This window comes from Aestuariibius sp. HNIBRBA575 (assembly GCF_040932005.1).
GTDB lineage: Bacteria > Pseudomonadota > Alphaproteobacteria > Rhodobacterales > Rhodobacteraceae > CANLNM01.
On record NZ_CP162414.1, the window covers coordinates 2682760 to 2696007 of the forward strand.

At 54.7% G+C, this 13248-nt stretch carries 13 protein-coding genes; 8 read left to right on the plus strand and 5 right to left on the minus strand.

The window, feature by feature from the left end:
- The first annotated feature begins 323 nt into the window (after nucleotides 1-323).
- The 3 genes from rplS (at nucleotide 324) to AB1F12_RS13530 (ending at nucleotide 1845) form a co-directional block, all read left to right on the plus strand.
- Nucleotides 324-713: a 50S ribosomal protein L19 gene (gene rplS / locus AB1F12_RS13520; protein ID WP_368184896.1), complete on the plus strand. Its 390-nt coding sequence runs from the start codon at nucleotides 324-326 to the stop codon at nucleotides 711-713.
- Between the two features lie 11 nt (nucleotides 714-724).
- Nucleotides 725-946, plus strand: a complete 222-nt coding sequence (gene rpmE / locus AB1F12_RS13525; RefSeq protein WP_368184897.1) for a 50S ribosomal protein L31 — start codon at nucleotides 725-727, stop codon at nucleotides 944-946.
- Nucleotides 947-1050: 104 nt separating this feature from the next.
- Nucleotides 1051-1845: a GGDEF domain-containing protein gene (locus AB1F12_RS13530; protein WP_368184898.1), complete on the plus strand. Its 795-nt coding sequence runs from the start codon at nucleotides 1051-1053 to the stop codon at nucleotides 1843-1845.
- A gap of 8 nt (nucleotides 1846-1853) precedes the next feature.
- Here AB1F12_RS13530 and AB1F12_RS13535 read toward each other — a convergent pair whose 3' ends face one another.
- On the minus strand, nucleotides 1854-3170 hold the full coding sequence (locus AB1F12_RS13535; protein ID WP_368184899.1) for a DEAD/DEAH box helicase: 1317 nt from the start codon (nucleotides 3168-3170) through the stop codon (nucleotides 1854-1856).
- Between the two features lie 363 nt (nucleotides 3171-3533).
- Here AB1F12_RS13535 and AB1F12_RS13540 point away from each other — a divergent pair, with 363 nt between their 5' ends.
- Nucleotides 3534-4343: a division plane positioning ATPase MipZ gene (locus AB1F12_RS13540; RefSeq protein WP_368184900.1), complete on the plus strand. Its 810-nt coding sequence runs from the start codon at nucleotides 3534-3536 to the stop codon at nucleotides 4341-4343.
- A gap of 2 nt (nucleotides 4344-4345) precedes the next feature.
- Here the strand turns inward: AB1F12_RS13540 and AB1F12_RS13545 are convergent, their stop codons facing one another.
- Both AB1F12_RS13545 and AB1F12_RS13550 read right to left on the minus strand, forming a co-directional pair.
- Nucleotides 4346-5323 carry a sensor histidine kinase gene (locus AB1F12_RS13545; protein WP_368184901.1) on the minus strand — a complete coding sequence of 326 codons (978 nt, stop codon included), beginning with the start codon at nucleotides 5321-5323 and terminating at the stop codon, nucleotides 4346-4348.
- Nucleotides 5308-5997: a response regulator transcription factor gene (locus AB1F12_RS13550; RefSeq protein WP_368184902.1), complete on the minus strand. Its 690-nt coding sequence runs from the start codon at nucleotides 5995-5997 to the stop codon at nucleotides 5308-5310. The genes AB1F12_RS13545 and AB1F12_RS13550 overlap by 16 nt, the downstream gene beginning before the upstream one ends.
- 279 nt (nucleotides 5998-6276) lie before the next feature.
- Between AB1F12_RS13550 and AB1F12_RS13555 the strand changes: the two genes are divergently transcribed.
- Entirely contained in the window at nucleotides 6277-7374 is a 1098-nt protein-coding gene (locus AB1F12_RS13555; protein ID WP_368184903.1) for a hypothetical protein, read from the plus strand.
- A 2-nt stretch (nucleotides 7375-7376) separates the two neighbouring features.
- On the opposite strand, the gene rpe is transcribed toward AB1F12_RS13555, so the two are convergent.
- On the minus strand, nucleotides 7377-8063 hold the full coding sequence (gene rpe, locus AB1F12_RS13560) for a ribulose-phosphate 3-epimerase (RefSeq protein ID WP_368184904.1): 687 nt from the start codon (nucleotides 8061-8063) through the stop codon (nucleotides 7377-7379).
- Between the two features lie 144 nt (nucleotides 8064-8207).
- Here rpe and AB1F12_RS13565 point away from each other — a divergent pair, with 144 nt between their 5' ends.
- The 3 genes from AB1F12_RS13565 (at nucleotide 8208) to AB1F12_RS13575 (ending at nucleotide 12540) form a co-directional block, all read left to right on the plus strand.
- Complete coding sequence (locus tag AB1F12_RS13565) at nucleotides 8208-9053, plus strand: helix-turn-helix domain-containing protein (RefSeq protein WP_368184905.1); 846 nt, start codon at nucleotides 8208-8210, stop codon at nucleotides 9051-9053.
- Nucleotides 9054-9207: 154 nt separating this feature from the next.
- Nucleotides 9208-10131 (plus strand): deoxyribose-phosphate aldolase, encoded by a 924-nt coding sequence (deoC, locus tag AB1F12_RS13570; RefSeq protein WP_368188372.1) that lies wholly within the window; start codon nucleotides 9208-9210, stop codon nucleotides 10129-10131.
- Between the two features lie 81 nt (nucleotides 10132-10212).
- On the plus strand, nucleotides 10213-12540 hold the full coding sequence (locus tag AB1F12_RS13575; RefSeq protein WP_368188373.1) for an aldehyde dehydrogenase family protein: 2328 nt from the start codon (nucleotides 10213-10215) through the stop codon (nucleotides 12538-12540).
- Nucleotides 12541-12607: 67 nt separating this feature from the next.
- Here AB1F12_RS13575 and AB1F12_RS13580 read toward each other — a convergent pair whose 3' ends face one another.
- Nucleotides 12608-13234 carry a DUF1523 family protein gene (locus AB1F12_RS13580; protein WP_368184906.1) on the minus strand — a complete coding sequence of 209 codons (627 nt, stop codon included), beginning with the start codon at nucleotides 13232-13234 and terminating at the stop codon, nucleotides 12608-12610.
- Between the last annotated feature and the right edge of the window lie 14 nt (nucleotides 13235-13248).

The window sequence follows — 13248 nt, forward strand, 5'->3', positions numbered from 1 at the left end:
ATAAGATCAGAACGTTCCAAACCAAACCTTGAAAGTGCCCGCCCAAGCAGCACTCAGTACCTATATCACCCCCCAAAACGCTTGCTCTGTTGGGGAATCCGACCTATACCCCGCCTGTCCGGGACTCTACTTGAGTCGGCTGGACCTGTTTTGTATTGGCATGGCCCGGCTTTCTTCGGCATCTGGGCGTCAAATCGGACAGAAACGCAAGGAACGACGACCTGAAACTCTGGCGGGCGCAATGCGGACCCGGAAGAAGACCAAGAGCTCTGAGGCGGCATCAAACTTCGTGGAACAACCACGAGCCATTAAAGGAGCATCAGATGGATCTGATTGCACAAATCGAAGCGGAACAAATCGCCGCTCTGGGGAAAGACATTCCTGATTTCAAAGCGGGCGATACCATTCGCGTCGGCTATAAAGTGACCGAAGGCTCACGCAGCCGGGTTCAGAACTACGAAGGCGTTTGCATCAGCCGTAAAAACGGCAAAGGCATTGCTGGTTCATTCACAGTTCGCAAAATTTCGTTTGGTGAAGGCGTAGAACGTGTGTTCCCGCTGCATTCCACCAACATCGACAGCATCACAGTTGTCCGTCGTGGCCGCGTTCGTCGCGCCAAATTGTACTATCTGCGCACACGTCGTGGTAAATCCGCACGTATCGCCGAAGTCACCAATTACAAAGCGCCCAAAAGCGCTGACGCTCAAGCCTAAGGAGAGACGAGATGAAAAAGGATATCCATCCCGACTACCACATCATCAACGTCAAAATGACCGATGGCACGATTGTTCAAATGAAATCCACATGGGGCAAAGAAGGCGACCAAATGGCGCTGGACATCGACCCATCCGTGCACCCTGCATGGAATGGCGGTTCGTCCCGCTTGATGGATACAGGTGGACGTGTTTCCAAATTCAAAAACAAATATGCAGGTCTTGGCTTCTAAACCAATTCCAGTTTTATGTTTTAAAACGTCGCCCAAACGGGCGGCGTTTTTTTGTTTTGCAAAGTGGTATGGATTTCTAAACGAATTCGGATCATTGTTTTGCCATGGTGCATCAAATTTTCAAGCTGCTGGCTCCGAAAAACCTTTGGGATTCAATTCTTAAGGTTGGCCTGTTCTTGATTGCGATTGGCGGTGTCAATTCTGTATTCGCATCGGTTTTTTACCCAAAACTTGACCTACCGTTTCACTACGTTTTCCTCAGTGGTGTCTTTGTGGGCCTGCCTTTTGTGTCGTTGTGTTTCTTTATGCTGCATACCCAGCTGGGATTGCTGACAGAAATGGCAATTCAGGCCCGATATGATTCACTGACCAGCCTTGCAAACCGACAATGGTTTCTAAAAAAAACCCGCGCCGCATTGGAAAGAGGAAATTCCGGTGTGTTGCTCATTATGGATGCGGACCATTTCAAGCTGATCAATGACACATTTGGCCATCACATTGGGGATGCCTGTTTGAAACAAATCGGGTTCTGGCTAAAGGGAAATTTGCGCACAGATGACATTGTAGGCCGGATCGGTGGCGAGGAATTCGGCGTGTTCCTGGTGAATACAGATGTGACGCGGTTACAAAAAGTATGTGACCCGTTTCTAAAACCATTGGAATTTGCAGGGGATGACGGCCAAATCCTGACCGTCACGATGTCCATCGGCGCAACCCCAGCGCTGATTGGGGATGATTTGGATCACTTGATGCGCCGCGCAGATATTGCGCTTTATAAGGCCAAGAAAAATGGGCGCGCACGTTTAGAGGTGCAATTCGAAGATGTGGATTTTCCGGTGACACAGTCGGGGTCCACACGGGCGGAAAATGATCAGGCCACCCCCGAAAGCGCGGCCTGATCACAATATTACGCGGCTGAACGACGTGGTTTGCTACGGCGCCCATTTCCGGGGCGACCCCCGCCGGGCTTACCGCCGCCGGGTTTGCCACCCCCACCTTGGCTGCGGGGTTTACCGCCGCCAAAACCACCACCTTTGTTGCCACCGGGACGACGTCCACCGCGACGCTGGGGTTTCTTGGCTGGTTGATCCTCAAAGGCCCAAGGGTTGCCAGATGCAACCGGAATATCGGCCTTCATCGCCTTTTGGATATCCTTCAATTCACCCATTTCATCAGGGGCGCAAAACGCGATTGCCGCGCCATCTGCACCGGCCCGCGCTGTCCGGCCAATCCGGTGAACATAGTTTTCAGCAACATTTGGCAGATCGTAATTATAGACGTGTTTTACGTCGGGAATATCGATCCCGCGCGCCGCAACATCCGTGGCCACCAGCACCTTGATTTCACCGGATTTGAACGCCCGAATGGCGCGGTCCCGCTGGCCTTGGCTTTTGTTGCCGTGAATAGACGCAGCCGCAAAGCCGCGCGATTCCAAAAACTTAAACAGTTTTTCGCAACCGTGTTTGGTGCGTCCAAACACAATTGCGCGTTCTTCACGGTGTTCACCGATCAGTTTGACCAACAGCGAAGATTTTTCGCCTTTGACCACAAAATGCACGGATTGCGCGATCTTATCGGCGGCTTTGCCCGGTGGGTTTACCTGCACCTTAATTGGGTCGCGCAGATAGGATTTGGACAGCTCTTCCATCTGTTTGGGCATTGTGGCCGAAAACAGCATGGTCTGACGATCCTCAGGCAGCATGGTCGCAATTTTGCGCAGCGCATGAATAAAGCCGAGGTCCAGCATTTGGTCCGCTTCGTCCAGAACCAAGAACTGAGTTTCGTTCAAACGTACCGCGCCGCGTTCCTGCAAATCCATCAAACGGCCGGGTGTGGCCACCAACAGATCACAGCCGCGTTCCAGACGCTTCATCTGGGCGACAATGCCCGCGCCGCCAACAACCAACATCACCTTTAGGTGGCTGCCATCCGTATAAGACCGCAGATTGTCCGAAATTTGTTTGGCCAATTCACGGGTCGGCGCCAAAATCAGGCCGCGCGCGGTTTTTGGGCTGGGTTTAACCCCTGCCCGGTTCAGTTTTTCAATCATCGGCAGACCAAAGGCGGCCGTTTTGCCGGTGCCAGTCTGCGCCAACCCCATCACGTCACGTCCCTCTAGGGCTTGTGGGATCGCTTTTAGTTGGATCGGGGTTGGGTCAACGATGCCTTGTTCAGACAGTTTCGCCACGAGGCGGGGCGCGAGGCCCATTTCTTCAAAATTCATATCATCCTATTCGGCAGGTCCTGCCCGCACGACAAAGACCCACATCCGTGGGCCAAAAGGGTGTACCTGCCTGACCGTTGCCAACATAGCAAAACGGCCGTCAGGCACGGGACCCTGCGTGATGGGGGAACCAATCATCGTATCGCCATGCAGCCAACCCAGATGCTGGGTGGCGCGCTGCTCACGCGGCAGGCTGCGATACTGAGGGTCACATGCGCGTCTGTGCCTTACATGTCAAGCCCTCGCAGTTTTATGCGGTAAACAGACCACAGATTGCAGACCACGCTTCCCACTTGGGCGGACGCAACATATAGTATCCCCCAAAGGCCGAGGGGCAAAGGCCGTAGGGCAAAGGGCAGACAGATGGCGCATATTATCGTTGTTGGAAACGAAAAAGGCGGGGCCGGGAAATCCACCGTGTCCATGCATGTTGCAACCGCATTGGCGCGAATGGGCCACAAAGTGGGCACGTTGGATTTGGATTTACGTCAAAAAACCATGGGCCGTTACGCCCATAATCGGTCGACCTTCATGGAAACAGCCGGGTTAAATTTGCCGTCCCCCACCTATTATGATCTGCCCGAGATTGACCAATCTGACCTGCAACCGGGTGAAAACCTGTATGACCGGCGGTTGTCGATGGCGGTGGCGGGGCTTGAACCTGATAACGATTTTATCCTGATCGATTGCCCTGGATCCCATACGCGTCTGTCACAGGTGGCGCATTCACTGGCCGACACATTGATCACGCCATTGAATGACAGCTTTATTGATTTTGACCTGTTGGCCCATATCGACAGCGATGGTGAAAACATCACTGGCCCGTCGATTTATTCCGAAATGGTCTGGAACGCGCGGCAATTACGGGCGCAAGCCGGTTTGACACCGATCGACTGGGTTGTTGTGCGCAATCGGTTGGGTGCGCAGAACATGATCAACAAACAAAAGATGGAACGCGCGATTGAAACCCTGTCTAAGCGGATTGGATTTCGGGTCGCGCCCGGTTTCAATGAACGGGTGATTTTCCGAGAATTGTTCCCACGTGGTTTGACCCTTTTGGACCTGCGTGACATCGGCATCAAGAGCCTGAACATTTCCAACGTTGCCGCCCGTCAGGAATTGCGCGACCTGATCAAAGCGTTGAACCTGCCCGGTGTGACGGTCGATTTTTAATCCTAGAACAGGATCACAAATCGCGCCCCTGTTTGGGATGTCGCAAGGCTGATCTCAGCGCCATGTGCGGCCAACATGCGCCGCACAATCGGCAGCCCCATCCCCGTGCCACCATGGTCACGCCGGGTGGTGAAATAGGGATCGAAAATCTGTTTCTTGTTCCCATCTGAAATGCCGGGGCCATTGTCACTGACCTCTAACCGGTCATGGGTTGCGCTGATGTGCAGCCGGGTTGCCCCATGATCAGACGCGTTGCCGATCAAATGATCCAGCACCAGCCGCACCCCGTCGGGCGCCAGTGGAATGGCATCATCTAAATCAATCACAATGTCCAAATCCGCATATTCATGGCGCAATGGATCGATCAATTCTGACACGCGACAGGACCCCGCCGCAAACGGTTCCTGCGCTTGTGCCAAGGCGCGCTGCGCATCCAGCAATGCGGTCATCCGGTCGGCGGCTTCGTCGATCCGGGTCAGCAATTTGCGCCGCTCTAACGGCGGCAAATCGGGCGTATCCAGCAATTCTGCCGCCCCCCGCAGCACCGTTAGCGGGGATTTTAATTCATGTGTGACATGATCGGCATAAGACCGCAGAACCGCTTCGCGTCCCTGTAAAACATGGCCCATATCCAAAATGGTTTGCCCCATTTCGCGCATTTCCTGGGTGCCGTAATGCGCCAAAGGGTCCAGCGCCTGCGCCTCGCCCGCTTTGATCCGGGTCGCGCGGTCGGTCAATGCACGAATGGGGCTAAGCAGGATCCGCCATAAGACATATCCAAGGATCGCCGTGATCGACAATATCCCCATCGACACCCACAAAACCGCCTGACCACAGCTCATTGCGGCGCCTTTGGCAGGCAGACAAATCGCTTGAACCGCAAAAATCCCGCTAAGAGGCAGACACAGAACCGCAAGCAAGGTCATGCCCAAAACCAAGGCCAGCGACGGCCTCCATTTGCGGCTTATACGCCCCTGCATGCGCCCATCCGAATGCCAACGCCATGGACGGTTTCAATCGCGTCGCCACATCCTGCTTCGGTCAATTTGGCGCGCAGATTGCGCAAATGACTGTCCAATGTGCGATCACTGACATGGATGTTCACGCCGTAAACCGCATCGACCAATCGAGGACGCGGCACCACGTGATCCGGGCGTGCAATCAAACGTGACAGGATGTCCATTTCGCGCGATGTCAGAGCCACCTGTGCACCGCGCACCCGACATACGTGACGGGTTTCGTCCAGTTCCAGCACACCATGTTGCTGCACGTTCCGGGCTACTGGGCTTGGGGTGGTTCTCTTTAGGATCGCCTTGATCCGGGCCACCAATTCCCGTGGTGAAAACGGCTTTGCAACATAGTCGTCCCCACCCAATTCCAGCCCGACAATTCGGTCCACCTCATCCGCGCGCGCCGTCAGAAATAAAATCGGAACGTCGCGCTCTTTGCGTATTTCGCGACAAACGGCCAGACCATCCATTTCGGGCAATCCGATGTCCAAAACAATCAAATCAGGCACCACATTCCCCACTTGGCGCAACGCATCCTGACCATCCACGGCCTCGGACACTGTGAAACCAGAGGTGGTCAGCGCGATCCGCAACACATCGCGGATTTGCGGGTCATCATCGACGATCAAGATGGTTTGTGACATGTTGCTTTTCCTGACTCGTTGACATTGTTGCACCCCTGATGTGGGATTTCTAACGTTTTTGGTGACGCAAATGCACCCAGTTTTCCATCGTCCAACCACCAAGCATCCTGTTTCAAACGCCTCGGCAATCCCGGAATTGTTAAAACCTGCATAATCGTCCCTCGCTTTGTTGCCCCGGTTTTAGACGCCGATTGTGCAACCGATCCGATCAGGATGTGCAGTTTTTGCACAGAACGATTGGTCATTGTTTCAAAGACTTCGGCCATGTTACTGGGGGGCATGGCTCATATTTCCGCGCTGGCTAGCGCCATTTTGACAGACACCAAATGGAAACGTGACATTCGGATTAAACCTGAATGCATTCCTGACGGATTTGGTACGCAATATGACTTTCACACGTTGTGGTATGATGCGGTGCAAAATGGGTCCGAAACCGTATTGATCTGTCCCAAGCTCCATAATTTTGAGGATCTGCTGTGCAACGCGTCGCTTGATATTGATGGTCACACAACGCGCATTCGTCGCATCCAGAAATTCGGGCGTCATGATCTGATCCACCTAACGGGCACGGGGCAGACGCTTAGATGTCATGGGGATCATATCGATGTGTCGTCGGGCATTTCGCCGGATTCTTCTGCGCGATTTTCCGGTAAAAACATCCACATCACCATGTCGCAAAACAATGATCCGATCTGGATCGAAGACTTTGCCCGCTATCACATTCAGCATCATGGGCTGCAGGCGATGATCCTGCTAGACAATCAATCCACCGAACAAACCATGCAGGAATTGTCCGATGCGTTGGAACGCAGTGGCCTAGAGGATTGGCTGGTTATCCCGTGTCCTTTCCCCTATGGCGAACGCGCCATAAAACCGTTCACCTGGCGCAGTAAATTCCTGCAAACCGCTGTTTATAATGGGGTTCGGCTTAGGTTTTGCAAACAGGCACGCGCCGTTCTAAATTCTGATTTGGACGAATTGGTTGTCTGCGACGGTCGGTCAATCTTTGATCTGACGGTCAACAGCAGGCTGGGCTTTGTGCGATTTCCCGGGGTTTGGTATTCCGCTGACACCCTGTCCGATCGTATCCCGCGGCATATGGATCACATCGCCAAACGCACCGACGCCCCCAAAGCTGCGCCCAAATATTGCATTAACCCACGCGGGCCTTTGGGGCGATTTAGCTGGGATATTCACGCTTTGGAAAACATGCCATTGACCCAGCTTTGGACCAGTAAACAAGCCAAACACATGCATTGCCTGAACATTTCCAACGGCTGGAAAGCAGGGCGGAATGCGCCGTTTGAACATCGTGAACGGGACCCAGAAAGTGCCGCTTTGTTGGCTGCGACCCACTGGGCCCAGCGGTCAGATTAGGGTCACAGAACAGATTGAGCGGCGGCGCGGATCGCCCGGATGTTTTCGCCATAAGGGGCTGGGTTTTGCACGGATCCGCCACGGAACACAGCGGATCCTGCAACCAAAACATCTGCACCTGCGGCGGCGACAATTGGCGCGGTTTTAGGATCAACACCCCCGTCAATTTCGATGTGAATGGGGCGATCCCCGATCATCTGGCGCAGTTTTTCAATTTTGGTGGTCATGTCGATAAATTTCTGCCCGCCAAATCCGGGGTTCACGGTCATCACACAAATCAAATCGGTCATATCCAGCAGATGTTCTACCGATTCCGCTGGCGTTCCGGGGTTCAAAGCAACCCCCGCCTTGGCACCCGCACCCCGAATTGCCTGCAATGTGCGGTGAATATGGGGACCGGCTTCGACATGGGCGGTGATTACATCAGCCCCCGCATCTGCAAAGGCATCAATGTACGAATCAACCGGGGAAATCATCAAATGCACATCCATAACGCCCTTAATATGCGGGCGAATGGCCGCGCAGGTCGCCGGACCAAAGGTGATGTTGGGTACAAAATGACCGTCCATAACGTCCACATGGACCCAATCGGCGCCTTCTGCCTCAATCGCGGCACATTCCGCTCCAAAATTGGCAAAATCAGCAGCAAGGATCGAAGGGGCAATTTTAATTGAACGGTCGAAGGACATCTGGCGCTTTCCTTTATGATTTGCCGCTGCTTTAGCCCAAAAATCCAATCAGGTCACCCTAGATATAAGCCGAAAAAGCCCAGATCGAACGGCATGCGGCCTTTGGCGCATTTCACGCCAATCACAACCTGATAAAATCAGATTATGGAATCAGTTTGTTTGTCATACTCGGAAATTTTGCGGGACGGAGCGACCTATCATTTAACGCGCACCCCATTGGAAAACAAACGACCGCGGCAATTGCATGGTCATGATTTCTATGAATTGTTGTGGGTGCAAAATGGCATCATGCGCCATCATACCCGTTCTGGCCATCATGATTTTCCCGAAGGCACGCTGGTGTTTATCCGCCCCAACGACATCCACGGATTGCAGGCCAAAGCGGATGAAACCCTGGTCGTTTCCGTGACGTTGACCCCGCACATCATGATAGACATGGCGCAGCGATACCCCGAATTGCAGGATGCGCTGTTTTGGTCCGATGCACCTGAACCGGAAACGAAACATCGCGAAATGCGCCAACTTGCCACGTTGAACCATGCGGCGCTTAGGTTGGAACGGGTTCAACCTACCCAATTGGAATTAGAGGCTTTTCTATTGCCGCTGCTGGTGGAATTGCTGACCGGTACAGATCATCCATCGCAAATGCCTGATTGGCTGAACCAAGCCTGTCTGGCCGCGCAGCACCCGGATGTGTTTCGCAATGGTGCCGCCGGATTGGTGCGACTAACAGGGCGGGCCCACCCCCATGTCAGCCGCACGATGCGCCGTTTTCTACAACAAAGCCCATCGGAATACATAAACACCTGCCGCATGGAATATGCGGCGAAAAAACTGTCCGGCACATCCGATACATTGGCGGAAATTGCAACGGAATGTGGGCTGTCTAATATGTCCCATTTTCACAAACTGTTCCGCGCCCATTTTGGCCAAACGCCCCAACGGTATCGGCGCGCCCATCAGAAAGATGTGGTTCAGCCCGCGACGTAATATTTGACCATCCGGTCAATCCTTGCCAAAGAAGACACGACATGCGACGCTTTCACGCAAGCCCCCGGAGGTTCTCTTGCAGAATGAAACACTGACATCCTTGAACACGGCAACACCACAATTGCCGTCCGTTCACGAAGCCCGCAACGAAGGAATGCCGTTGGATTTGGACTGGGTTGCCTCAGTTCAGGCCAATACATCCGCGATTGAACGCCGCGCCAAAACCCTACCGGGTCGGCGTAGCGTTAAAAAAGATTACCAAGCCGCATGGCTGTGCAAAGCCGTGTCTTGCATCGATCTGACCACATTGTCAGGCGATGACACGGCGGGACGTGTGCGGCGGCTCTGTGCCAAGGCGCGTCAGCCGGTTGCGGCCCCGATGTTGGATCAATTGGGCATGACCGGTCTGACCACAGGTGCGGTCTGCGTCTATCACGACATGATCCCCGCCGCGCTAGACGCGTTGGATGGGTCAGGTATTCCGGTGGCGGTGGTGTCCACGGGGTTTCCGGCCGGTCTGTCGCCCTATCACCTGCGCATCCAGGAAATCCGCGAAAGCGTCAAAGCAGGCGCCAAAGAAATCGACATCGTGATTTCACGCCGCCACGTTTTGACCGGAAACTGGCAGGCTCTATATGATGAAATGAAAGAGATGCGCGAAGCCTGCGGCGATGCCCATGTCAAAGCGATCCTAGCGACCGGCGAATTGGAAACATTGCGCAACGTGGCCAAGGCATCACTGGTGTGCATGATGGCTGGTGCTGATTTCATCAAAACCTCCACCGGCAAAGAGAGCGTGAACGCAACCTTGCCCGTCACCCTGACGATGATCCGCGCCATCCGCGACTATCACACCCGGACCGGTTTTCGGATTGGCTATAAACCCGCAGGCGGGATCAGCAAAGCCAAAGATGCGATCGTCTATCTATCGATGATCAAAGAGGAATTGGGCGATCGCTGGTTGCAACCTGACCTGTTCCGTTTTGGCGCATCCAGCCTGTTGGGTGATATCGAACGCCAGCTGGAACATCACGTCACCGGGGCCTATTCCGCAGGTTGGCGTCACCCGATTGGATAACCGGCGCAGCGGCGTCGGACTGTTAGAAATATTCCGGTCCGAATTTTGCATAAATTCGGCACCACGATCACCGAGGTCATCATGACGATCAAAGAGATTTTCGAGACTATGGAATACGGCCCCGCCCCCGAAAGCGTGACCGAAGCAAAAACCTGGCTATCGGATCGCGGCGGCTTGGCCGGGCATTACATCGATGGCAAATGGGGCCCGTTGCGCGACGACATGGCGATCCAAAACCCCGCCACCGGCGAACGTCTGGCTGGATTGACCATCGGCACCCCCGAAGAGGTCGCAACCGCCGTCAAAGCCGCACGCAAAGCACAGCCCAAATGGGCCGCCCTGTCGGGCCACAAACGCGCCCGCATCCTATATGCGTTGGCCCGTTTGATGCAGAAAAATGCACGCCTATTGGCCGTGATGGAAAGTTTGGACAACGGCAAACCGATCCGCGAAAGCCGCGACATCGACATCCCCCAAGCCATCCGCCATTTTTATTACCACGCGGGCATGGCCCAACTGATGGATGAAGAACTGCCCGACCAAGAAGCCTTGGGCGTGTGCGGTCAGATCATCCCGTGGAATTTCCCGTTGCTGATGCTGTCATGGAAAATCGCGCCTGCCTTGGCCATGGGCAACACGGTGGTGTTGAAACCGGCTGAATTTACGTCGCTTTCGGCGATGGTGTTTGCCGAATTGTGCAGCCAAGCCGGGGTGCCAAACGGAGTCGTCAACATCATCACAGGCGACGGGTCCACGGGTGCGGCCCTGGTCGATGCGGATGTCGACAAAATCGCCTTTACCGGGTCAACATCCGTAGGGCGTCGCATCCGCGAAGCCACGGCAGGCACGGGCAAAAAACTGACATTGGAACTGGGCGGGAAATCCCCCTATATCGTGTTTTCGGACGCCGATATCGACAGCGCCGTCGAAGGTCTGGTCGATGCGATTTGGTTCAATCAAGGTCAGGTCTGCTGTGCCGGATCACGTCTGTTGGTCCAAGAAGGCATCGCCGATACGTTTTACGCCAAGTTGCGCGCCCGCATGGACACGCTGCGCTTGGGTGATCCGATGGATAAATGCATCGACATTGGCGCCATCGTTGATCCCAGCCAATTGGCGCAGATCACCCGTTTGGTGGACACAAATACCGAAGGGCAGACATTTCACGCCCCTTGCGAAATCCCAGAAAACGGCTGTTTCTATCCGCCAACTTTGATCACGGGCCTGTCCACAGCATCGACCCTGATGCAAGAAGAAATCTTTGGCCCGGTTTTGGTCGCAACCACGTTCCGCACCCCCACCGAAGCAGTCGAGATCGCCAATAACACCCGCTATGGCTTGGCCGCGTCGGTCTGGTCCGAAAACATCAATCTGGCGCTGGATATTGCGCCCAAACTGGCCGCCGGTGTGGTCTGGGTGAACGGCACCAACATGTTTGACGCCTCTGCCGGATTTGGCGGCGTGCGCGAAAGCGGCTTTGGACGCGAAGGCGGTTGGGAAGGTCTAAGCGCCTATACCCGCCCCAAATCCAAGGCCAAGGCCCTATCCCAAATCGTGCCCTTTAACGGTGACGGTGCCCCTGCCGATCCGTTGGACCGCACGGCCAAACTCTATGTGGGCGGCAAACAAGCCCGCCCCGATAGCGGCTATTCCACACCGATCTACGGCCCCAAAGGCGGGTTGCTGGGCCATGTGGGCGGCGCAAACCGCAAGGATATCCGCAACGCCGTGGAAGCCGCCGCAGGTGCCAAAAACTGGTCGAAAACCACCGGGCATTTGCGGGCACAAATCCTGTATTACATCGCGGAAAACCTATCCGCACGGGCGGATGAATTTGCCAGCCGGATCAATGCGATGACAGGCAAACGCACTGGCGCCACCGAAGTGGACGACGCCATTGACACGCTGTTCGCAGCCGCGTCTTGGGCGGACAAATATGATGGTCAGGTCCATTCCGTGCCGATCCGGGGCGTCGCACTTGCGATGAAGGAACCCGTGGGCACAATCGCCGCGCTGTGTGCAGATGACAAACCGTTGTTGGGACTGGTTCAGGCCATGGCCCCTGCCATCGCCATGGGCAACCGGGTGGTGTTGGTCACGTCAGAACCTTTCCCGCTGGCCGCCACGGATTTCTATCAAATCCTCGACACATCAGACGTGCCTGCGGGCGTGGTCAACATCCTGACCGGATCGCATCGCGACCTGGCGCCCACCCTTGCTGATCATTTGAATATCGACGCGATCTGGAGCTTTTCCAGCAGCGATGTCAGTGCGGACATCGAACGCCGCGCCGCAGGCAATCTGAAACGTAGCTGGGTCAATAACGGCAAAGAGACCACCCCAAGCACCGGCGAATATCTGGCCGCGGCGACCGAGGTGAAAAACATCTGGATTCCCTACGGCGAATAAGTCCCGCCACATGCGCATACAAAAAGGGCCCTCACTCAGGGCCCTTTTTCGTTGTCTATCTCATGCGCTATTTCTTGCTGCGCCACGTATCCAGCCAGCGTTTCAACCGGCCGCGACGTTCGGCCAGATCAGCGCCAACTTCGTCCATTCGATCCCCGGCTTTGTCAGTCATCGGGTCCAATGTGCGTTCGCGGAACTGATACCATGCTGCCCGCAAAAACAGCAAAGCCGCAAACAAAGCGATAAAGAACAAGATGTTAAACCACGGCATCGGACGGTGATCTGGACCATCCACGGGGGTCACGGAAATCGCGTTTGGATAGATTGACAGGAACCGAACACGCCACCCGTAATGGGTAATTTGCACCCATTGATAGGGTTCCGTTGTCGAAATTTGCGCTGCGGATTCCGCTTGCAAGTCAGAGCTGTCAAACTTGAAATAGGGGGGCCAGATCCAACCGGTATCTTCGTTACGATACACCATCGTCCCATAGCCGCCGCGGATCAGCCCAAACAGATATGTTTTGCGACGCTCCGTGTTGATCAGACGCAAATCACGGGTCGCCAATTCAGACGCGCCGCTATCCGCCTGCGCATAAAACAACCGGTTAAAACTGGTGAAATCAGTGCGGATCACTTCGGTTGAGGTCACGCGCACCACGTCCTTTTGTGGCAGGGCGTAATATAGGAACATGCCTATCACCAATA